The following is a 23,134-nucleotide window of genomic DNA, read 5'->3' as shown; positions in this document are numbered from 1 at the left end:
TGATTTCTTCGCCATGGTAGTTCTTGTACACTTTATTCAGAAATTTTTTTGAGATGTCTGTCAGAAATCCCACCCTTCTGAAGTCTATAGATCGGTCAACAAGTTGGTGAGGTGGATTACGTGAGTCATTTTTTGGAAAAGGATCTTCAATCAGCGTTTACTGAAACTCCTTATGAGAGCAGGGAGGATCAAGAGCTGGTCATGCAAGCACAAGCTGGTGACCGGGAAGCTTTCGGCGAGCTTGTACGGCGCCACCGGGCGAAATTGTACGGGTATGTGCACAGTGTCACGCAGGAAGCTTTCCTGGCTGAGGATATTGTGCAGGACGCCCTGATTCGCGCCTTCCTCCATCTGGGGACATTGATGGACACACAGCGCTTTTTGCCATGGCTGCATCGCATCGTGCGCAACCAGGCCTATACGAAGCTAAGAGCATCCGGGCGGCAGGGACAGGAGCAGACGTTTTCCCAACTGCGGGCCTTCATTGGGCGCAATCAATATGGGGAAACGGATTGGTCTGATCTGGACAGCATCCTGCATCGGTTGTCCCAACGGGTAAATGAAACCAGCGCTGCGGCTGACCATCCCGAAGAAGCGCTGATGCGCAAGGAGCTGTTCACAACGATTGAAAACATGCTGCATTGCTTGTCGCCTCGCGAGCGAAAGATTATCGAGTCTACTTTTTTCGATCATCTTTCCCCTGCAGAGATCAGCCGGCTGTTTCAGCTCTCGCCAGCCAATGTGTATCAGATTCTGTCCCGCTCCAAAAAGAAGCTCGTCCACCACAAAACCGTAACCGCTGTCGACCAATACTTAAAAGACAGAAAGGATATGGGAAAAATGAGCAAAAATGTGTTGGCAAACAAACATACCATGACACCGGAAAATGGAACATGGACTTCGGCGGCTTGGGCACTGCATGTCATGCTGTCGCATACGGAGAAAACCTTTTCGCTGCCTATGGTCATGGGGCTGAGCGGCCATGCGTTTCGCATCAATCTGGTGGAAGGGAATATTCATATCGCGGGACCGACCATGTATGATATGCAAGAGCTGTTGGGCCGGGGCTTGCGGCATCTAGGGTATCAAGCCGCCTCCATGTTCCATCATAAAGCGAAAGAAACGATCGCTCCGAATGCCAATCTAGTCGATCCTTACTTGCTTACTCCTGAAGCCAGCAAAAAACGCGAACTCGCCCAAGCGCTCCCGGAAGCGTTGGAGCTCATCCATCGCTCCATCGATCGAGGCTATCCTGTGGTCGCATTTGATCTGTTCATTCCTGAGTTTGGTGTAATCTATGGCTATGACGATGAGAAGCAGGTCCTGTTTGCGGCCGATCCGGCAGGGCATGATAAAGAGCTGCCCTTCGATCATCTGGGGCGGGGAATCATCGAAGAACTGTTTGTGCTAGCGATTGATTGTCCGGTTTCGTTTGAATGGAAACAGTCGTTGCGCCATGCTCTGCAGATGGCGATTGATCATTATCGTGGAAAAGACATGCCGCTTCCCGGGTGCGTTAATGGCTTGGATGCCTATGACGCCTGGACCTCCGCTTTTCAGGCAGGCACGATCGAGCCGAATGGAAACTCATACAATCTTGCTGTCGTACAGGATGCGCGCTCGTTGGGGGCTCGTTTTCTCGATGAGCTAAGTCAAAGAGAGGATATCGGCGCTGAGGATATGCAGACTTTCCGTACCCTTTGCCAGGAGGCAGCCGACCTTTGCCGTGTGACTGCAGGGCATCTTAAAAAGCTTTGTAACCTCTTTCCGTTTCCTGCTGGCGGCAACCCGAATGACACCAAGCAAAGTACGCTCGCTGTCGAGCTGTTGCAACAGGCCAAGCGCAGCGAGCTGGAGATGGTCGCCAAGCTTGAGGATATGTTGAAACTTGTATAGGCATCATCGCTCACATAAAAACAGCCGATTCCCTGAACCGGCTGTTTTGGTTTTTCTTTAATTTCCTGAAGCTTCTTTTTGCTGCTTCTTCTCTTCCTGTTCCTTGCGCACATCGGCCAAAGATTTTACTTTGGTCGCTTTGATCCGTTTATTGCGCGGAAGATCGGTCGGCTCCAGATTGTTTGCTTCGTCTCTCATCAGCGCCGCGATACCAACATTCTTGCCTTTTGCTGCCTGGCAATACTCACAGTTTGCCTCATCGTGGGCATGGTAATTTTTCGGCTCTGGATACGAGGTGATGACCCCCTCAAAGTTGCGCAGCACGACTTTTTCCGCGGATTGCGAAATGATGTAGTTGGGCATGACCGGAATTTTTCCGCCCCCGTGCGGCGCATCGACGACAAAAGTCGGAACCGCATAGCCAGATGTATGGCCGCGCAGATGCTCCATGATTTCCAGTCCTTTGCTGACAGGTGCGCGGAAATGGCCGATTCCTTCGGAGAGGTCGCACTGGTAGATGTAGTACGGACGCACGCGGATTTTCACCAGGTCCTGCATCAATTTTTTCATGGTAAACGGGCAGTCGTTGATTCCCGCCAGAATAACGGACTGGTTGCCCAGCGGCACGCCAGCGTTGGCAAGCATCTCGCACGCTTTTTTGGCTTCCGGCGTGATTTCCTTAGGATGATTGAAGTGCGTGTTCAGCCAGACAGGATGGTATTTTTTCAGGATCTCGCAAAGGTTTTCGGTGATGCGTTGCGGGAATACCACTGGTGCGCGGGTGCCGATCCGGATGATCTCGACATGCGGGATCGCGCGCAGATTGCTCAGGATATACTCCAAAACGCGGTCATTGATCAACAGACCGTCCCCGCCCGACAGCAGCACGTCGCGCACTTCCGGGGTTCTGCGGATGTAATCGATGCAGGCATCCAGCTGCTTTTTCGGAACGCCCATCCCGATTTGGCCGGAAAACCGGCGGCGCGTACAGTAGCGGCAGTACATGGAGCACTGGTTGGTGACGAGGAACAAGACACGGTCCGGGTAACGATGGGTCAATCCCGGTACGGGTGAATCCTCGTCTTCATGCAAAGGATCTTCCATATCGTATTTGGTGCGGATGATCTCCGAGGAAATCGGCACGGATTGCATCCTCACCGGATCGGTAGGGTCATTGACATCCATCAGCAAGGCATAGTATGGGGTGATATTCAGCGGGATGGTTTGACTGGAGATGCGTACCCCTTCCTCTTCCTGCGGTGTCAGATTGATTACCTGTTTCAATTCATCAACGGTCTTGACGGTGTGGGTCAACTGCCACATCCAATCATTCCATTGCTCATCTGTCACGTCTTTCCACAGCTCTACTTCGCGCCAATTGCGCATGGTTGCAGCCGTTGTTGTCATATCTTCATCTCCTCCCGTCATTTCATGCATTGCCACATGCACTCATGCAGAAGAAGTTGCAACACTCATGCCAACTTTGAAGAAATGGATATAGAATAGCGTCAAAGCGCTTTCCAGCTGCGTGAAATTTTCTGATCCGAGCAAATATTCGGATAAAGGACAGCGTGCTTTGTGCTGAATTTTCGGCACCATTTACTTATTTTTCGGCAGATTGGTCAGCTTGTACTGGAGGGTCTGGCGCGGAATCCCCAACAGCTTGGCGGCTTGCAAGATATTTCCTCCCGTCTGCTCCATCGCTTGAGTGATCAGCATCTGTTCCATTTCATGCAAAATTTCCGGCAGGCTGCGCGTTGTCTCCCCGTGCCCTCCTCCATTGCCTATGAGAGAAGCAATCGCGACCTCCTTTTGCTTGGACGAACGCTCCCCGATATGCGGCGGGATGTGCTCGATCAGGATGACAGGGCCCTCCACCATATTCATCGCAGCTTCGATGACATGTTCCAGCTCGCGCACATTTCCTGGCCAATGGTACTGCAGGAACACCTCTTGAACCCGTTTATCGAGACCCGTCACATTCATTTTGAACTTCTGGTTGAACTTTTCGAGAAAGTGGTTGGTCAAAAGCGCAATGTCTTCCTTCCGCTCACGCAGAGGCGGCAGGGCGAAGGAAACGACGTTTAGCCGGTAATACAGATCGGTCCGCAGCCTGCCACGCTCCATTACGATTTCGGGCTCTTCGTTGACCGCAGCGATGACACGCACGTCCACCTGAACCGCTTGCATGCTGCCGATCCGGCGAATTTTCCCGTCCTGGAGTACCCGCAAAAGCTTTGCCTGCAAGTCGAGCGGCATGCTGTTGAGCTCATCCAGAAACAGCGTTCCGCCATTGGCCAGCTCGAACAACCCCGGCCGATCTTCCGCACCGGTAAAGCTCCCTTTGGTCGTGCCGAATAAGATACTCTCCAGCAGTGTGTCTGGCAGGGCGGCACAGTTTTGCGCGATAAAGGGACGAGCATGTCGCTCCGATGCGTGGTGAATCGACTGGACAAACAGCTCCTTGCCCGTCCCGGTTTCTCCATAGATCAGGATCGGCGAGCTGGTTTTTGCTGCCCTTCTCGCACGCTCGATCAGCTGCAGCATCGTCTTGCTGTTGGTGACGATGTCTTCAAAAGTATAAGCGGTTCCGTCGGATTGCAGGCGTTTCGTCCGCCTCGGCTTGCCCAGCTGGGCCTGCAGATCAATCAGCCGCTCGGAAAGCTCCTTAAGCTTCCCGATATCCTTGGCGACCTCCACGGCACCTACCAATCGTTTATCGACATACACTGGAAGCGTCGTATTGATCGTTTCGACGCGCATTCCTTTCCAGTTGCGGTAGGCCTGCGATTTGTTGTAAATCGGCTCCCCGTTTTCAATCACACGCAGCAGTGTGCTTGAGTGACGATCCAGGGACGGGAACACCTCCAACAGCGGCTTCCCCAGCACTTCCTCCTCCGTGAGCCCATCGAGCCTGGCTGCGACGTGATTATAAAAGATCGTAATGCCATTCGCGTCTACCACATGGATGCCTTCATCAATCGTCCCTAAAATGGCCTGCAGCATTTCTACTGTCTCTGATACAGCCATCGATTCACCGTCCTCTTGACCAAGCTGCCGAAAATTTGTCTGTATGCCGAAAATTCAGCACTCGACTTGCTAGCGCTGCTTTTCCGCTTGAAACGCCAAAAACAATACATACAACGCGTGCCCCACCACCCAAATGGCAAAGGCCGCAAAGGAAAGACTCTGCTTGCTTAACAGACTAAACGGTATGTAGAGAAGCGATAATGCACCAGCCCAGATAGCGAGGTAGCGTGCTGTCGGTGCACCGCTGTAGCGTGGATAAAACCAGAAAAAGAATGAGGCAAGTACGATGGAGATTCCCAAGTGAATCAGCAGCTCCAGGACGGAAGGCAGTCCCGCCAGCACCGGCACATAACTGACATCAATCAGGACTGTAAACGTTTTGGTTGCAAACAGCCCATCGCATAAAGCTAAAAAAGCTGCAAGAATCATGCCGGAAATTAGGCCATTGATCAAGAAGAAGCTCATGCCATTCCTCCTCGTTTTATGCCTCCATCCACCGAAAAAGGAAATGAAGTTCATAGTCACCCAAATATTGCCCATCCAGCCATTGCTGGTAGAATACACGCGCTTCCTCTGGTCGCCCTGCTGCTGTCTGAATCACCTGCAGCTTGCGTGTGTAGATTTCCATGCGAAACCGTCCATATGGGGTCACGTACATGCTTTCGCTTTGTTTCCCTTTTTCAAATTCCTGCTTCATGTTCACATGTCCCTGACGCAAAAGGCTGAGCATGGACTCTGTGATTTTGACGATAGTCGGGACCTTTTTCCCTTCTTCCATCTCTTCGGTATAAGTGAAAAACCAGCCGCTTTCCTTTTCAGCGGCCTTGGCTGTCGTCTCCATTTGGTGATGTTCGGTTTGGCCGTCCTGTGTATGTATGATCGATACTCGTATGGTTACGTCTTTCATTCGTTGCAAGTTCCCCTTTTTGTTCACTTCTTCTTTATTGTACAGAGTGCTGCTCATTGCCCGCAACCTGTACATGGAATCATTGGCGTCTGATTAAAAACTTGCGGATCAAATGCAAGTGCAGCAGCAGCGCCACCAGGAGGAACGGATAGGTAAAAAATGAGTAGATCAACTTCCAGCTGCCATGATAAAAGAAACCAAATCCTCTGGAGAAAAGCCACTCCAACGCGGTAGAGAGAAGCGTCATCCATAACAAATAAGCAATTTTACGAGATACCCTCGACTGATACGGATACAGATTCAAAAAGATGATGCTGAAAGCCGGATACAGGCCCCAGATGACCAACAAGGATCGATAATTGGCTCCTGTAGAAAAATACCCGTACATATCATGTCTCAAGTTAAGGTAAACGTCCACCTGAACCGCAAAGTAGACGGCAAAGAGCGAAGTCACGTAGATCTCGAGTCTCGTCAACTTTTTCGGGATCAAGAAAGCGATCGCATTCAGTACGACAATACTGATGAGCAAGAGCAGCACATGAAATCATCCTTATCCATTTATAGCTTTCTCTCATTTTGCGACCATACTTCCTTTGCTATACGCCTTCGCCCTTCTACACAAAAAATCCCCTCTTCGTGTGTGTTCCCTGTATCTTGCAGGCTTTACACGTTCACAAAGAGGGGATTTCACTTGTTTGTTTACTTCACAAATCCAAGGATCAGCTCGCGAAGAATCTTCGAAGCGACGATTTGCGTCATTTCACTGTGGTCGTAGATTGGCGCCACCTCTACCAGGTCGCAGCCGATCACGTTCGCACCGTTTTGCGCCATGAAATGGATAGTTTCCAAAAGCTCACGGGAGGTGATACCGCCCGCTTCCGTGGTGCCTGTACCCGGTGCAGCCGATGGATCCAGCACGTCGATGTCGATCGTCAGGTAGATCGGACGGTTGCCGATTGTAGGCAGGACCTGCTTCACAGGCTCCAGCACATCGTATTTGTACAGGTGCATGTTTTCTTTCGCCCACTCAAACTCTTCCTTCATCCCGCTGCGGATACCGAAGGAATACACATTTTTGCCGCCAATCAGATCGCATACCTTTTTGATCGGAGTGGAGTGGGAATACGGATAGCCTTCGTAGTTGTCACGCAGGTCCGTATGGGCATCGAAATGGAAGATGACCAGATCCTTGTATTTTTCATAGACAGCCTGGAATACCGGCCAGCTGACGAGGTGCTCCCCGCCCAGACCAATCGGCATTTTGCCATCTGCCAGCACTTGGCGTACAAAATTGCGAATCGCATCGAGGCTTCCTTCTACGTTTCCGAATGGAAGCGGAATATCGCCAGCATCGAAGTATTTCACTTCTTCCAGCAGACGATCGAGATACGGGCTGTATTCTTCCAAGCCAATCGATACTTCACGAATGCGGGCAGGACCAAAACGGGAACCCGGACGGAAAGAAACGGTCCAGTCCATCGGCATGCCGTAAATCACAGCCTGGCTTTCTTGGTAATCAGCATGGCTGCGGATAAAGACGTTACCGGAATATGCTTCATCAAAACGCATCGACGCTTGTCCTCCTAGTCGCGAGTGAGCTCAGCCACGAATTTTGGCAGCTTGAACACTGCATGGTGCAGCTCTGGAGAATAGTACTTGGTTTCCAGATCTTTGATGCTGCTTGGATCTACTTCGAGCGGATCATATTTTTTGGAAGCGATGGTGAAGCTCCACAGACCCGATGGATAAGTTGGAATGCTGCATGTATACAGACGGGTCACAGGGAAAATGGATTTCAGGTCTTTGAATACGCGTTTGATCAGTTCGCGGTTGAACCAAGGAGATTCGGTTTGCGCAACCATGATGCCATCTGGTTTCAATGCATCAAAAATGCCTTGGTAGAAGCCTTTTTCAAACAGACCCACTGCTGGTCCCACTGGCTCAGTGGAATCCACCATGATCACATCGTATTCGCCTTTATGGTCATGGATGTGCTTGATGCCGTCAATGACTTGCACGTCTACTTTTGGGTGACCCATCAGCGCGCTTGCGATCTCTGGGAAGAACTTTTTGCTGGATTCGATCACGCCGCCATCGATCTCTGCCAATACCGCTTTTTCTACAGCAGCATGCTTCACGATTTCACGAATCGCGCCGCCGTCTCCGCCGCCAACAACCAGCACTTTTTTCGGATTCGGGTGGGTATTCATCGCGATGTGCGTGATCATCTCGTGATACACGAACTCATCTACATCCGTTGTCATGACCATGCCATCCAGTACCAGCATGCGGCCAAATTGTTTCGTATTGATAATGTCTATCTGCTGAAACTCTGTTTTTTCATGGTAAAGAGTCTCGGTAATTTTGGTTGTAATGCCGTGATTCTCGGTTTGTTTCTCGGTGTACCACAAATCCATGTTCATCAGGTAGTACCTCCCTATACTCATAAGTCAACAAGAAAATTATAGTGGCTTACCCCCAAAATGCAAGGATTTTTTCGGTATGCGGGCAAACTCGCGCGAAAAAGTATGGGATTTGCCATTTCCACCCATAATGATTAGTGAATTCCCATATTAGTATGCCTGTTCATGGATGAAATAACCCGAGCGCAATCGAGCGCGAGCCGGACTCTGGCTTAGGAAGGATGTGATCGTACGTGGAAGTGATTCGAGAGGTTCCCCTCATACGTTGGTTCCGCTGGTTTCGACGACTGGTCAAACTGGCTTTGTTTGGCGTACTCGGCTGTTCCTTTGTCCTCTTACTCCTTATCTTTTTTCTGCGTTCCCAGCCTCTGCCCGTAGCGACCATTAATCAGACGACGACCCTTTTCGCCAGCAACGGAGACGTGCTGGACACGCTGCACCGCGGAGAAAACCGGTATGTGGTCCCTCTGAATCAGATCGCACCTTCTCTGGTACAAGCGACTATCTCTGTAGAGGATCGCAAATTTTACGAACACTACGGCTTTGACCTGAAACGTTTGGCCATGGCCATCTATGTGGATATCAAGCATCTGGACAAGGTACAGGGGGCCAGCACGATTACCCAACAGTTGGCTCGCAGCCTTTACTTGACCAACGATAAGACGTGGGAACGAAAAATCAGAGAGGCCTTGCTGACCATCCAGCTGGAACTGAACTATAGCAAGGACGAGATATTGGAGATGTATCTGAACCAGATCTATTATGGCCATTCTGCCTATGGGGCTCAAGCGGCGGCCAAGACATATTTCGGAAAGGATGCCAAGGATCTGACGCTGGCAGAAAGCGCCTTGATCGCAGGTGTTCCGAAAGGCCCTACCTATTACTCTCCTTATGTGGACTGGGAGAAAGCAAAAAATCGGCAAAAAATCATACTGGATGCCATGCAGCGCGAGGGCTTTATTACGGCAGAGCAAGCGGAGCAAGCATACAAAGAAGAGATTAAGCTGCAAAAGAAAGAAGCCCAGAAAGGTCCCGATGTTGCCCCTTATTTCCGTGACTACATCGCTACGCTGGTTACCCAAAAATATGGGATCAGTGAAGAAATGTTTGTACGCGGTGGGCTGAAAATTTACACGACGCTTGATCACAACATGCAAAAAAAGGCGGAAGAAGCCGTCGCCAAGTTTATCCCGAAGGAAAACAAAGAACTGCAAACCGCCTTGGTTGCCATCGATCCCAATACCGGAGAAGTCAAAGCCATGGTCGGCGGACGGGATTATCAGGAAAGCCAGTATAATCGCGTGTTTAGTCAGCGCCAACCCGGGTCTTCCTTTAAGCCGATCCTCTATCTGGCTGCACTGCAAAATGGGTTTACGCCGTTAACCATGATGAAAAGCGAACCAACCGTCTTCAGTTATGACAACGGCAAGGAATATATCCCGAAGAACTTCGGTGAGCGCTATGCCCATGATTATATTTCCCTGCAGCATGCGATCGCGACATCGGATAACATTTATGCGGTGAAAACGATTGAGCAGATTACGCCAGAAAAGGTGATCGATCAGGCAAAAGCGCTGGGCATTACCAGCCCGATGCAGGCTGTGCCGTCACTGGCTTTGGGGACTTCGCCCGTCTCTCCGTTTGAGTTGACCTTGGCCTATGCCACGATCGCGAACCAAGGGGAAAAGGTGAAGCCCATCGCGATTACCCGTATCGAGGATGCACAGGGAAATGTGCTGGTGGAGGAAAAACCGGAGAAAACCCGTGTGGTGGATCCGATCCCGACCTTTCTTTTGACCTACATGATGCAAAGCGTTTTTGAACAACCGGGAGCGACCGCCTATCGCGTCGCCAATCGGTTGAATCGGCCTGTTGCAGGAAAAACCGGCACGACAGACTATGACGCGTGGTTGAGCGGCTTTACCCCTCAGCTGGTTACCTCCGTGTGGCTGGGGTATGACCAAGGCCGCAAGCTGGAAGAGGTACCCGAAGCACGTTACGCCGCCCAGATCTGGGCCGAATTTATGGAGAGCGCCTTAAGCGATCAGCCTCCAGCGCTGTTTGACATGCCGGCGGGAATCCGCTCCGTATACATCAACCCTGAAAATGGGAAGCTGGCAACCGAGCATTGCCCAAAGACACAGCTGTATTTCTTTGCAGCCGGCTCGGAGCCGCAGGAATACTGCACCGACCATTTGCCTGAAAACACTACACCGACACAGCCTACCCCGCCGGAGGATCGATCTTTTTGGAATTGGTGGCGGAATTAAAGTACGAACAAAACCCACACTGCACGGGCACGATGCCTGCCGTGTGGGTTTTGTTTGGTTTAGGAAGGGTTTTGGTCCCCGCCGCCGACAATGCCGTTGCCATCAGCAAAAACATGGTCATTCACGACAGTGATCAGCCCCGCTTCGTCCAAATGATCCATGACTTCAAACAAGCTGTCCCGTTTACCGGCAGGCAACTTGCGAACATAATTGTTGATTTCCTGTGGGGACGCATTCAACGTGAAATGAACGCCGCCATGGCGGACGTAATGATCATTGGCTCCTTGATTGGTTCCCTGATTCGCTCCCAGATTGGTTCCATTGCCCGTTTGCAATGTGCCACACCCCTTTAGCAGTTACAGTTTATCCTTCACGAGTAGTGTGTCTCGCCAAAGAGCCTTTGATAATGGGAATGGTTTACTGCCAACTCGCATTCATGGGACGAAAAAAAAGACAAACAGGGAAAGACGACGGCATCCTTCCCTGCTTGTTGACCTAGTGTAACGTGTATGCAGTTTTCAAATTAAGTTTACCTGAGAAGGTTTTTTGTCACAATTGCTTTCACAAAGTGTTCACAGACCGTTCAATTTTAGGCGAGCGATTGCTTCAATTCGTCGGAAGAGTTATCCCAGAATTGTGGTTTATGTTCCATTAATAGTTTTTTCAGCGCCTTCTTGGAGGTCTCATCCAGCTCTGACACCATAATGCGGCGTTTCATCGCATAGTCCATACGGTTCACATGATCAGCAAGGATTTTGTATCCGCGGCGCGCTTCTCTGTCGATCTCCATGTAGCATGCGGTCACACCTGCGTAATAAGGACCTTCTTCCTTTTGATCGACCGTTACCCAGACGAGCCAATAAGGCTTGCCATTGGGAACCTCTTCTTTATCGGTCGTCCATTTGATCCCTTTTTCGACCACGCTTTTTGCGTGCAAGGCCCCCATGTCAATGTAAGCCTCGTCACCGTCAATGATCACAGGGGTCACACTGCTCAGATCCAGCACTCCTTGGCCAAATCCGCCATGCACATCCGTTTTACTGCTCATAATCGTAAATTGGTTATTCTTGTTATTGAAAATATCCATCTTTACACCTCTCGCACATTGCCTTCGTTTCTTTATTGTACCCCGAAACAGCCGACATGTGCAATTTGGCGAGCACATCTGGCTTATCGGAAGAGGGTACTGCGGGTATGCTATGCAGGAAGGGAGGATGACAAGCATGGCTGATGGCCCACGCAAAATCGATATCGATTTGAATCGGGAACGCCAACTGATGAAACCATATCCGACAGAAGCAAAGGTGCTTGATCAAATCGTCGCGCAAAAGGCGGCCGAATCTCCTGTGATATCGAATGTGAAAGAAGAACCGCCGCATTCCGCTGTCGGGATAAAGACGAGTGTTCCTTCCATGTATGAGATTCATCTCGGTGAGGGCGGCAGCGTGACGAAGAGTCTGACCGATTTTGAGGTGAAGAAGACTCCTGGGCGGTTGTAGATGTAGGCTCTGTTCCGGATGTGCGTTTATGATTCTCCCCCGCTTGTGTTTTTGGGGCGGGGGGTGAATTTTTTAGAAAGAACCTTAATCAACCAAGCAACAAAAAGAGCATTTATAGTCGCTGCGATTGCATAAAACGGCCATAAGGCTTGATTTAGGTGTAAATAACCGGGATTGTAGCTGCTATAGACATAGAAAGAAACTCCTGAAATGATAAGACTTATGATTGTGGTTATCCAGAACCTTTTCATGAATCGATCGACTCCCAAGGTTATCCCTAATACAAGCCAATAGAGTACCGTTCGAAAAGGTAAAATGATGATTAGCATCAATGTGATAAAAACGCCTTCTAGCATAGAATCGTCCTTTCGGCATAAATTGATGCTTATGGTTGTAATTTCAGGAAATCGTTATTTTGCAGCATAGTACGTTTGTTGCTTTCTTTTCCTGACCGATTCCCTTCCGAAGAAAACTGTTCAATGATGACCCCGCTTTTTTCCGAGTTGACTATGGGAGAAGATGTAATCTGATACCCCATTGCTTCACTTTTTGTTTTTTCTTGAGGCATAAAAACAACAATGACATTTCCATGATACTCAATTCGAACATCTCCTACTTTTTGTACACTTTCATCCAGCCTAATCGCTTTCCGTTTACTGGTGAGAGTGACTTCTGGGAAATTTCCATCTTCTCGATAAATTACATAATAGTTGTAGGCAAAGCTTTTCTTCGGCTTTTCACTTAACTGAGGTTGAACCTTTTCTATCCCTAAAAGTAAATGTGCAACTTGCTGGATCACGTAGGGGTTTTTGGGGAGAGTGGCATGCTCCTCCGTCACATAGAATTTTTTCTTGATATCCTTATTATCATGATTGGCACTATCAAACGGAACCGTTCCATCACCTTGTGCTTGATCGAAAAAAGCCACCTGGCTGGAGGGATTATTCGCTTGAACAGTATATCCCCCTAATGTTGGAAAGCCTTGTCCAACAATCAAGTATTGCGGGACATTAAGCTTCTTTTTATCCCATTTGTTATGGAATTGGTCGGCTTGCATCCCCAAAGGCGTATATGGCAACTGTAAGTCCGGATCCGTAAACATAGCCGTATACGACATTTTCTTTGTGACGTTTCCAATTATTTTTTTGAGGAAATCATGAGTCTGCACATATGTCCGAGATGGGAGTAATTCATATACTGCTGGCGAATATTCGCCAACCTGTCTAAGCGTCTCTTCATTTAATAACAGTATTCCAAAGTCATATCCATACTTTAAAGCTTGATAGGCTCGTGGTGAACCCAAGAAAGGTGTACCCATGTAGATAACCCTTTTGGTTTTTGCTTGATAGGAAGGATTCGATAATAGCGTTTCTTTCGTCAGAATGCCTCCCATACTGTGACACACTATTTGAACTTGCTTCGCTTTTGAAACACTTAATGCTCTATCGATTCGTGCTTTCAAGTTCTTTGCATTTTGGGTGCTGCTCAGTCGCCAATCGTATGGATGCCCGAATAAAGTTACCCCGCGTTGATATCCCATTTTTTCCAGATGTTTGCTCATGCTGTAATATTGTTCAGATTTGTTCCTAGCAAAATCAATATCCGTATAGGTCAAATACTCAATACCGCGAAGTCCATGATCATCTTCCTCAGGGAAAATCTCCACTCCTTTATCCTTTGGAACAACCTCCGTTCCACCCCATTTTTTCGGATACAAAGGAAGAATTCTCCTGTGAACATCAATGATATTGTCAAACAGCATTCCATCTAAATCAAGCCAAGCGTCTGATACACTTCCGTTTTCCTTTACCTTTAATCGGGAACCGCCTATCCCCGGAATTAAGATAACCGGAATCGTACGGATAACGCCTTCCATCTTGTACTCATGATGGACAAGCACCGAACGTTTGCTAGCCACAACCTTTACGTAATAGAACCCTGGGTCTCCGTTATAGATGATAGACTCGTCTGCATGTTTTGCTTTGTCAGACTTTGCCAGCTGCTTTTGATTGCTGTCGAGGAGATAGATATCCAGATCCATGCCTTCCGGGATATTCGTCAAAGAGAACTCCATGGTGGATGCCAGATCTACCCGAAACTTGTAATAGTCGATGTCTCCCAGTTCGTGAGTCGTCCCTTGGTATACGGTATCGCTTTGCGCTTCGGTTGCATTTGCCGGAAAATTGTTCGATTCGTATTTATCAGGCATCACGATTGATCCTGCCGCCAAATATTCGATTTTGACATGGTAGTATCTGTCTCTGTCCGAAGATTCTCCTTTTCCTGCTATCTTGATGTAATACCATTCGTCTTTCACAAATGCGATGTTATCGATCACTTCATCCATGGTCCCGGAATTGAGCGAACTTTTTACCTCTTTTCCGTCTGCGGTATACAAGTAGAGATCATAGTTTTCATTGGCAGGCATTTCTCCCAGCCAGATTCGAAAGTTCCCCGTTTTCGGAGCTTTTACTTTCCAGTAGTCGACATCGCCGCTTTCTCTGATCTTGCCGTATGCATCCTTGCCGACAAAGATCCAATCCGCCTTGTCTAGGGTATTGTTAGGCTCCAATTCGAATGTATCAAGCAGGTCCTTTGCCGATACTTTTCCCCCTTCTTCCTTTTCCTCCAGAGCATGCTCGGGATCTTTTGAGCCGTATGCCCGTTTGTAAAAGGTTTCTTCCTGGTCTTCCAGAGAGGAGGACTTCTCTACTTTCTCAATGGCAAACAGTTGTAAGAAAAGCGCATCTTCTGAAGGCTCCTTTTTCCATTTCGCCTTTTCAACCTTGATATCATCCCCATCCAGATCGTCCGTTTCTTGAGATAAGCCAACGCGATACAAGGCAGTATGTACGAGGTGCTTTGAATCATATGCACGGATTTGCAGCCAGACGCTTTCCTCCAGCCCTTCGATCTCCAGCGCGACTCGATCTGTCTTTTCAAATTCAACGCGATCGGACGCTTCCTGACCAGCTGCCACAATCTCTACTTCATCATATTTTTTATCCAGCTGCATCTGGATATGTCCGCGCTCCTTCTCCATCCACGCCAGATATTCTTCTATGAATCCTTGCGTGTCTCTAGCATATGCACCAAATGAGGCATTGCCCAGAAGTGCAATCAGCAGGAAGAGACAGACGACGAGTCTTCCATGGCTTCCTTTCAAAACAACAACCCCCTCACTCATCTTCCCTTTTAAGGTAGAAAAAGACAGAGAGGGGGTGCAAAGAAATTTTAATGAGAAGTATGGTTGCGAATGCCTTGTCGCTCCCAAGCGTTGGCAATAATGTTGAAAACAGCTCGATAGTCAGCCTGGTCGTGACCCGTACCCGTTTGTTTGTTCGCAAACGCAAATCCCTTGCCCACACCGAATGCGAACTGAACGTTGAAATAGACTGCATAGCTGGAGCCCTTTTTGAAGCCCTGCTGCTTATCACCCATCAACGTTGTATCCACACCCATTTCTCTTGCTCCCAGCTTTTGAACCTGATGGCTGGGACCTTTCCACATCGTAGAGGAAGCCTTTTGAAGGGCTAAGGTAGATTGCAGCAGTGCCGAACGCTGGCCCGTTTCCGAAATCCACCCGTTCGCAGCTACTATGTCCGGGTACCGATTGCTGAACGGATGTCTATGCTTGGCGTCAAATTGCACCCTGATCAGAATGCGTTCGCCTGCATAGAAGTCGTTTTCCTTGCTTCCGGGGTAACGGTCTCGGGAATGGTACTCTTTCCATTCTGCGGTATGGTCGAGATAGCCTTTGGCATTTAGCTCGTATACTTCAAACTGAGTCTGGTCGCCTTTTACCACGATCGTATATGTTCCGGTAAGCGTTCCCGTTTCTGTGCCAGGAGTGCACGTTTTCTCATCTTCCTCTTCGCCTTCCTCACCATCTTTCTTTTCACACTTGGAATAGCGCACCTCGAAATCGATACGGTAAGGTGCCGTGATCGTAAAGTCTTCCGTCGATACGCGATAATCGTCGGCAAGCAACGTGAGGTTCCAGGTCGTTAAGGTCGGGGCATTCGTCCCTGTATATATTTTGGACTGCGTTTGCAGCTTGGGTTGAAGCTGATAGGATTGATCAATTCCCGGCCCATCTACCTTCATTTCAAAGGAAGACGGCCAGACAGTCGCGGAATTTGTTTTTGTATTCCATTGGGCAGGATCGATCCGTACTTGAACGCCTTCGTACTCTTCACCCGCGAATTTGGACTCATACTCGGCTTTTTTCTCCTCGATCGCCCTGCGAATTTCCGCATCTATGGTGGAAAAAGCACGATCGATCTTGCTTTGATCAATGGTTACTTCGATCCGGACAGGCTCTTTTTCCCATACCCCGTCAGCTGTGCTGGTAAGTAACCGATCGGTAGAATCATAGAGGCGGATGTTCATTTGTCCGCCGTCTACAGGACCGCCGGGACCGTCTTCTGAAGGAGGTGTGCCCCCGGTTTTAATTGTGATGGTTAGCAAAAACACGCATCCATTAATGTTCGGATTTGCAGGTTCATTGACGGTAGCCTTAATGGTATAAGTTCCTGCCGGTGTACCCTTGCCAATGAACAGACTATCGGCAAACTCGGATGGCGCCTGATTCACCAAAGAAGTCTCCCATTTCACATCAATATTGTTGCCAATTTCCGTGGGCCCGTCGGACACTAAGACGGCAAAGCGATCCAGCGTATTCGTTGTAACAGTGAACGATGCCGATCCTGTATGTTCGGGAGCTGGCGCCACGTCCAAATAGCTCTTGGCTTCGGTCAGCAGATGCATATAAACATCCTGACAACGGAGTTCCGGATCCACTGGAGGTTGTTCCGGATCCGGCGGCTCTCCAACCCTAAATACGATCCAACGTTCACAATCGATATTGTCGATGAGCTCTCTAACTCTTACGGAATAAATATTTGATCCATTCGGTATCGTATAAGAGAAGTTCGTGACTTCATCCTTATACTGGAATACGTCATTTCGATAAAGACTCCATTCGTAATCATCGGTCAGTACCTCGCCATCCAAGGTCAAACTCAATGTAAAGCGATTGTCTTGTCCAGCTGGCATATAAACTACGAATGGATCTGCTTTTGTTCCATTCCCGGTTACATCTGCTTTTTGGTTGTTGATCTTGGCCACGATACCAAGATCGTTACAATCCTCTCCAAACGTAATGCGAACCGTCTTCACACAGGTTTCATTACCGATCTTGTAGGTGATCGTAAGGACGTATTCACCGACTTCATCCAGTGTGTAGTCAAACGTGCTAGCATTTGTTGCCGTTTTTAACGGGGTCGCACTATTTACACTTTTCAATACCCAGCTTGCATTGGTAGCGTCGCCAGCAAACTTCGATGTAAATTTCAGTGCATGGCTGGAAACGTTTTTCGATAACTCCAGGTTGTATTCTCCCGTTTCAGCATCCTTGTTTGCATACGCTGCTTTTCCATTGTCCGTTACAGAGAAAGTTGTATTCTCACACGCACTTACATTCACATAGATCGTCCACGGGCAGCCCATTTCCTTCCAAGACTTATACGGGTCATTTCCGGCAAGCTTGTCATAAAAGTATGTAATGGTATACGTTCCGACTTGTTTGAAGCCACCCCGTATGGTCAATAAGCTAGTAGGCTGCAATCGCATTTGATCATGATCATTGAGTTCCATTTGGTACTCGCTTACGGAACCATCCGGTGCTGTAACTCTCCAATAGACAGGTACATGGTCAGCTTCTCCACCAGGAGGTTCAAACCAAGCACGTATCGATAAATCACTGTTTAAGCCCTGGGTAATTGTATTCCCATCAAAAAGTTTACCATTCCACCCATCTTCTGCAGTAAACCACGGACATTCATATTCTCCTGTGTTACGTTCACCGACGTAAAACTTTTTTACCCAGCACTCCTTGCCATCTTCCGATCGATAGCTCAGGGTAAAAATGGAGCCATCCGTCGGAAAGGTCCCGCTATATAACGTTGTCGCAAAACCTGTATTGGACTTCAATACGGTATTTCCGATACGAAATTCACCACGTTCATCAGCTTCAAGCGTGATGGTATCTGTATCGTATGCAAGCTTATAAGCCGTATCTGGATCTGATGGCATTTGTGTTTTGATTTCACCCTTGCCTGAACCTGTCATCGTCGAAACTTCGAGGATATCATCGCATTCGTTCTGCCCTGGATCTTCACCATCACCACCGCCTCCACCTGAAGAGGTAAAGGTTTTTTCCCAGGTGCAATAGGTAGCGTTTGCTGGTGTAAATTGAATTACCGTAGAGTCATCAACGAGAAGACTAGCGAAGGTCGTACCTGTGCCTCTTGTAGCCCCGTCTATCTTTAATGTTCCTGATTGGGGAAACACCAAGGTGATGGTGTTTTTTCCGCTAGGTAATGGTTCAGTTCCTCCATTACTGAGTGTCTTGTCTGCTTGGCCGGATACTTTCAGTGTACCGGATATAGCCGTACAAACTGCTGCCTCAACAGATATGTAGATCTCTTCAGGGGTACTATTGCCTGTATCACTTGACCTTTGTGTTGTCCTACCGTGCTTATCTGTGGCTACAAAGGTGCCCTTGTAAATGTTCTCTCCAACAGAAAGCGGAGGAGATTTTTGTAACTCCGTGCCACCTTCATTGCTTTGATACTCGCTGTTCGCTTTCGTATTGATAATGGCAATATTTACAGGTGTTGATCCCTTATCGTAGATCGAATAATCAGTTACTTTGCCTTTTAAAGTAATTGTTTCATTCGATTTGAACCGGGTCTTTTCAATGTTACCACTGTACGCTTTAATCTCAGCTTTCGGTCTGGGAGTGGCAATAAATTTGCCATGGCTTTCCCACCAATCTTCTTGGGAATTTCTTGTCTCAACAAGACCATCCGTTGGACTTTCAACCCCTTGGCCTCCTGAATGATAGGCAACTTCGGCAAGGTTGTATGCGTTGTAAAGGAATTTTCCATCTCTATCTGTTACTCTGTATGGAAAAATTTTACTCCTCACATAGTTTGGATTTCCGTTTAAAATTTTTATCCAGGTTACTAACTCCACATCGTCAACCATGATATAGCCTGCGTCTGCGGTTTTCGCTAGATCAGCGAATGCCATTGCGTATCCAGTTAACGTTTGGATTGATTGTCTATTTTCATCCCATCTTTCCACTGTTATTTCTGACTCAATTGGCCCAAATCCATCATCTGATTGAGCTTGTATCCTATCAAATTTAACTTTTGAGGAACCAACTACAACTTTGTCCTTATTAATCTTACCGGGAGTAAGCCCATGTTTATTAATCGATGAAATCATGCTGTTTGAGACAGAATAATAGTAAGCACCTGTTGACGCAGGCGCTGCATCAATAACTTTAATGTCTACAAACGGAATAGTGGGTATAAGAAGGGAAAGAATCATTAACACTTTCATTACTTGGCTAATTGCTCTCCGCATACAATCCTCCTTTCTCATAAATTTTAGAGTCGAATACTATTTCACTTTTGGCACTAGAAAAGGCATATCATATGATACTTGAGCGTGAGTAGTGCCCTTCCCTGTTCTATCAAAAACCCATAATATAATATTTTCTACATCCCTCACTCTATAAGAGAAACTTCCCCCATTTTCAAGTACCTTGCTATTTCCATCCTTAAGCCAAATATCCAAAGACACGAGCATATTTTTACCTTTAGGCTTCGGAACAGTTCCCGTTATAACACCGTTCTTTATCTTCAAACTTTTGTGAAATGCGATGGCATATGGATCTTTACTACTTATAGGAATATTGGCACCAATAGCATCTTTAATTGGTTGTACTCCTTGTCCATTCGTAATAGAGACAGTCCGATCTTTTTCAGACCAATCAACCTTCGCTCCGAACGTCTCACTGACAAAACGAATCGGCACATACGTACGGCTTTCCTCGATTACAGCCGGAGCATTGAAAGTAAACGTCTCCCCATTAACTAGAGCCTTGTTTGACCCAATCTTCAGTTCAATGGTGCTGTTTTGCCGCGTCATTTTCACGGTTTTCGTATTTTCTATCCATTCAACTTTCGCGCCAAGGGCTTCGCTTACAAAACGAACCGGAACCATGACACGATAGTTTCTCAAATTGTAATAGGCTTCCCCGTCAGGAAAAGTAATTACCTTGTTATCAACCTTTACAGTCAAACCTTTCACGTAGAATTCATCTGCAAAGACTCCTGATACCAGAGTCAGAGCCATAACAATCGAAACAACACTCATTATCATTTTTTTCATCAAAGCTCACTCCCGTTTTTTAATAGATAGTCCTTTTTCTACAAATACCTCACTCATCTTTTTAACAAGGATGACAGCTTGTTCATTCGTCAGAGATGATTCCATATCTTTCGGATCGGGAAGCCACTCATAAACATCGGCTATTTGCATCGCAACGTTCCCCGATTTCAAATGAATCGCATTCACAACAAACTTCGCAGCCTCCCCAACCGTAAGCGTTATATTCGGCTTAATCTGACACCCACAATCAATAACCCCCTCTTGCTTCGCTGTCGCATAATACCCTGCAGCCCAATGATTCTCCGCCCCCGCAGGGACAAAAACCCCCGGTTTCTTGGCATCATATACCGTCATCACCATCTTCAAAAACTCCGCCTGCTTAATCGGCTTTTCCCCGTTCACACCCTCCGCCAAAAAACCCTGTGCACGGGCCCACTCCAACTCTCCCTGTGGTGTCGTTTCCGCTTCGGAACCGCGCGCGGCATACACACCGCCTGCACTTAGGATTGTCGCGATTAGCAGAACCATGAAGATCCATTTCAAACGATGTCGACGATTGTCACCCATATATTTCTCCCTCCATTCAGGAAAATACTGCCTGTTGTGTACATTTTTTTCACCTTATCAAACTTCTGAGGGACAAAAAAAAGACCGATCGATTCCGATCAGTCCCAACCAGGTAAATGATGTTTCATAGAGTCCTGCTTCCATCCTCTATTTATTCCGATTCCGATAGAGCAGATAGATAAAAAACGGGGCACCCACTCCTGCCGTAAACACACCCGCGGGAATATCCATCGGTTGAAAGGCCGTTCTGGCAACCATATCGGCAGCCATGAGCATGAGACTGCCAATCAGAGCGGCTACCGGGAGCAGAGTATCGAAGGAGGGGCCAACCAGCTTCCTCGCGATATGCGGCGCTATCAAGCCGATAAATCCGATCGCACCCGCTACGGCCACTGCCGAACCAGCCAAAGCCACACAGACGAGCAAAAGCAGGCCACGGTGAAGCTGGACAGACGCTCCTAGCCCCTGCGCCATTTCGTCGCCCAGCTCCTGGACATTGACGTTTCTGGCATAAATCATTGCTGCCGGCAGAAAAATGATCATCCATGGCAGCAGTGCATACACGTTATCCCAGGAAGCGCCGTAAATACTCCCCGTAAGCCAGGTAAAGGCTTGGCTTGCCGAGCTCATCGGGCTCAGGATGATCATCAGCATGGTTAACGAGCTTGCCGTCGCGGAAATCCCGATGCCGATCAGCACCAGCCTGGTCGAAGTCACCCCTTTGCTCCATGCGAGCAAATAGATCACGATGGAAATCAAGCCGGCGCCTACAAAGGCTGCTGCCGGAAGCCACTGGATGCTTACCGTACCCGCAAAATAGGTGATGAAGGTTACCGCAGCCAGAGCTGCCCCGTTTGTGATTCCGATCATATCCGGTGATGCCAGCGGATTGCGGATCAGCCCCTGCAGGATCGCACCGGATACGCTCAAAGCGGCTCCCACCAGGACGGCGACAATCACTCGCGGCAGCCGCAGCGTACCAATGACCAACGCGTTGGCCTCCGTCCCTTGCCCGATCAGCGTTGTCCATACATCCGCAAAGGACAACCCGTTGTTCCCCAGCGCCATGCTGAACAGAAACAAAGCGAGGGTGAAAACGAACAGCACAGCAAGCACCAAGACGGCTCTCTTTTGCACCAGAAAAGAAAAGAATCCCGTCTTGCTGCGAATGGTGATAAGCCGACTCATGCTGACACCCCTTTCGAGCGAAGCCCTTTTCGCGCCATGTAGATGAAAAATGGTCCGCCGATCATCCCGGTCATGACGCCAATGGGCAGCTCTCCGGGCATGACGACAAAACGTGCCACGGTATCCGCTACCAGCAGCAAAATGGCGCCGAGGATCGCACTGTACGGGATGACCCAGCGATAATCTGTGCCCACCAGGATGCGGGCCACATGGGGAATCACAAGTCCCACGAAACCAATCGAGCCGGCAACCGCGACGGAGCTGCCCGCCAGCAAAATGACCGTAACCGCGACCGCCAGCTTCACGAATGTGGTTCTTTGCCCCAATCCTTTGGCGACCTCCTCGCCCGAAGCCAGGATGTTGACCGGCTGTGCCAATACGAGCGCTGCGACTCCGGCAACTATCATATAAGGCAGGACCGGCAATAGCCCATCCGCCGTTTTTCCCGCAATCGACCCGGCTAGCCAAAACAATACGCTTTGCAAGCGGGCTTCATCGATCACCAGCATGCCCTGCGTGAAAGAAGTAAACAACGCAGTCATCGCGGAGCCGGCAAGCACGACTTTCACCGGAGTCAATCCGTCCCTGCCCAAGGAACCGAGGAAGTACACCGCGAAGGCCGCAAAACCAGCCCCCAGAAACGCGATCCATACCAATTGGTTGAGCGAAGAGATGGGGAGAAAGGTCAATGCCAGGACTACCAAAAATACAGCGCCCGCATTAATCCCAAAAATACTTGGCGATGCTAACGGATTTCTCGTCAATGCCTGCATGAGCGCTCCGGCGATGGCTAAATTGCTGCCGATCAACGCGGCGAACAGAGCGCGGGGAAGCCGCGTCGTCTGAATGATCACATGGTCATTGGAGGAAGGATCATATTGAATAAAGGACTCGACAGCCATCATCACGGGTATCTTGGTCGTCCCGAGAACGATACTGCCTACAAAACAGATGATGAAAAGAAAAAATCCAAACACCAAGCCCCATACTTTACCGGGTGTTTGGCGGAATAATGGGCTCACAAGGTCCCTCCTTTTTGCGTGTTGGTTGGATGTGGATGAAACCCACCGGAGGCTGTTGACACATTTGCACGGTCAACAGCCTCGG

Annotated in this window: 18 protein-coding genes; 3 read left to right on the top strand and 15 right to left on the bottom strand. The window is 48.6% G+C overall.

Annotation, left to right across the window (positions count from 1 at the left end; translation table 11 throughout):
- The first annotated feature begins 120 nt into the window (after nucleotides 1-120).
- Nucleotides 121-1,896 carry an RNA polymerase sigma factor gene (locus EIZ37_RS04520; protein ID WP_328591344.1) on the top strand — a complete coding sequence of 592 codons (1,776 nt, stop codon included), beginning with the start codon at nucleotides 121-123 and terminating at the stop codon, nucleotides 1,894-1,896.
- 57 nt (nucleotides 1,897-1,953) lie between these two features.
- Here the strand turns inward: EIZ37_RS04520 and kamA are convergent, their stop codons facing one another.
- From kamA to speE, 7 genes are all read right to left on the bottom strand, one after another.
- On the bottom strand, nucleotides 1,954-3,303 hold the full coding sequence (gene kamA / locus EIZ37_RS04515; protein WP_134683380.1) for a lysine 2,3-aminomutase: 1,350 nt from the start codon (nucleotides 3,301-3,303) through the stop codon (nucleotides 1,954-1,956).
- A gap of 192 nt (nucleotides 3,304-3,495) precedes the next feature.
- Nucleotides 3,496-4,926 carry a sigma-54 interaction domain-containing protein gene (locus EIZ37_RS04510; protein ID WP_134683379.1) on the bottom strand — a complete coding sequence of 477 codons (1,431 nt, stop codon included), beginning with the start codon at nucleotides 4,924-4,926 and terminating at the stop codon, nucleotides 3,496-3,498.
- Between the two features lie 69 nt (nucleotides 4,927-4,995).
- A complete protein-coding gene (locus EIZ37_RS04505; RefSeq protein WP_134683378.1) occupies nucleotides 4,996-5,391 on the bottom strand; it encodes a hypothetical protein in 396 nt (131 codons plus the stop codon).
- 16 nt (nucleotides 5,392-5,407) lie between these two features.
- The gene (locus EIZ37_RS04500; RefSeq protein WP_167568666.1) at nucleotides 5,408-5,890 is read right to left on the bottom strand and encodes a DUF1934 domain-containing protein; all 483 of its coding nucleotides are present in this window, start codon (nucleotides 5,888-5,890) and stop codon (nucleotides 5,408-5,410) included.
- 22 nt (nucleotides 5,891-5,912) lie between these two features.
- Nucleotides 5,913-6,371 (bottom strand): CBO0543 family protein, encoded by a 459-nt coding sequence (locus EIZ37_RS04495; RefSeq protein WP_134683376.1) that lies wholly within the window; start codon nucleotides 6,369-6,371, stop codon nucleotides 5,913-5,915.
- A gap of 161 nt (nucleotides 6,372-6,532) precedes the next feature.
- Entirely contained in the window at nucleotides 6,533-7,402 is an 870-nt protein-coding gene (speB, locus tag EIZ37_RS04490; RefSeq protein ID WP_134683375.1) for an agmatinase, read from the bottom strand.
- Nucleotides 7,403-7,416: 14 nt separating this feature from the next.
- Nucleotides 7,417-8,250: a polyamine aminopropyltransferase gene (gene speE, locus EIZ37_RS04485; RefSeq protein WP_134683572.1), complete on the bottom strand. Its 834-nt coding sequence runs from the start codon at nucleotides 8,248-8,250 to the stop codon at nucleotides 7,417-7,419.
- A 239-nt stretch (nucleotides 8,251-8,489) separates the two neighbouring features.
- On the opposite strand from speE, the gene EIZ37_RS04480 reads away from it, so the two are divergent.
- A complete protein-coding gene (locus tag EIZ37_RS04480; RefSeq protein ID WP_134683374.1) occupies nucleotides 8,490-10,526 on the top strand; it encodes a transglycosylase domain-containing protein in 2,037 nt (678 codons plus the stop codon).
- A 59-nt stretch (nucleotides 10,527-10,585) separates the two neighbouring features.
- On the opposite strand, the gene EIZ37_RS04475 is transcribed toward EIZ37_RS04480, so the two are convergent.
- Both EIZ37_RS04475 and EIZ37_RS04470 read right to left on the bottom strand, forming a co-directional pair.
- Entirely contained in the window at nucleotides 10,586-10,861 is a 276-nt protein-coding gene (locus EIZ37_RS04475) for a hypothetical protein (protein WP_235827889.1), read from the bottom strand.
- A gap of 254 nt (nucleotides 10,862-11,115) precedes the next feature.
- Nucleotides 11,116-11,613, bottom strand: coding sequence for a YwhD family protein (locus EIZ37_RS04470; protein WP_134683373.1), 498 nt, complete (start codon nucleotides 11,611-11,613; stop codon nucleotides 11,116-11,118).
- A 136-nt stretch (nucleotides 11,614-11,749) separates the two neighbouring features.
- Here EIZ37_RS04470 and EIZ37_RS04465 point away from each other — a divergent pair, with 136 nt between their 5' ends.
- On the top strand, nucleotides 11,750-12,025 hold the full coding sequence (locus EIZ37_RS04465) for a hypothetical protein (RefSeq protein ID WP_134683372.1): 276 nt from the start codon (nucleotides 11,750-11,752) through the stop codon (nucleotides 12,023-12,025).
- A gap of 385 nt (nucleotides 12,026-12,410) precedes the next feature.
- On the opposite strand, the gene EIZ37_RS04460 is transcribed toward EIZ37_RS04465, so the two are convergent.
- The 6 genes from EIZ37_RS04460 to EIZ37_RS04435 all read right to left on the bottom strand — a co-directional run bounded on the left by EIZ37_RS04460 (nucleotide 12,411) and on the right by EIZ37_RS04435 (nucleotide 23,049).
- Nucleotides 12,411-15,299 (bottom strand): lipase/acyltransferase domain-containing protein, encoded by a 2,889-nt coding sequence (locus tag EIZ37_RS04460; protein ID WP_134683371.1) that lies wholly within the window; start codon nucleotides 15,297-15,299, stop codon nucleotides 12,411-12,413.
- Entirely contained in the window at nucleotides 15,260-19,462 is a 4,203-nt protein-coding gene (locus EIZ37_RS04455) for a hypothetical protein (protein ID WP_134683370.1), read from the bottom strand. Before EIZ37_RS04455 ends, EIZ37_RS04460 begins: the two co-directional genes overlap by 40 nt.
- A 36-nt stretch (nucleotides 19,463-19,498) precedes the next feature.
- Nucleotides 19,499-20,272 carry a copper amine oxidase N-terminal domain-containing protein gene (locus EIZ37_RS04450; RefSeq protein ID WP_134683369.1) on the bottom strand — a complete coding sequence of 258 codons (774 nt, stop codon included), beginning with the start codon at nucleotides 20,270-20,272 and terminating at the stop codon, nucleotides 19,499-19,501.
- A 6-nt stretch (nucleotides 20,273-20,278) separates the two neighbouring features.
- Nucleotides 20,279-20,839: a hypothetical protein gene (locus EIZ37_RS04445; RefSeq protein ID WP_134683368.1), complete on the bottom strand. Its 561-nt coding sequence runs from the start codon at nucleotides 20,837-20,839 to the stop codon at nucleotides 20,279-20,281.
- Between the two features lie 147 nt (nucleotides 20,840-20,986).
- Nucleotides 20,987-22,027, bottom strand: a complete 1,041-nt coding sequence (locus EIZ37_RS04440) for a FecCD family ABC transporter permease (protein ID WP_134683367.1) — start codon at nucleotides 22,025-22,027, stop codon at nucleotides 20,987-20,989.
- Entirely contained in the window at nucleotides 22,024-23,049 is a 1,026-nt protein-coding gene (locus tag EIZ37_RS04435; protein ID WP_134683366.1) for a FecCD family ABC transporter permease, read from the bottom strand. Before EIZ37_RS04435 ends, EIZ37_RS04440 begins: the two co-directional genes overlap by 4 nt.
- Nucleotides 23,050-23,134 lie beyond the last annotated feature (85 nt).

The sequence above is a fragment of the Brevibacillus migulae genome (assembly GCF_004521915.1).
Lineage (GTDB): Bacteria > Bacillota > Bacilli > Brevibacillales > Brevibacillaceae > Brevibacillus_F > Brevibacillus_F migulae.
Note: the sequence above shows the minus strand (reverse complement) of the source record. Positions and strands in the feature narration are given on the sequence as shown.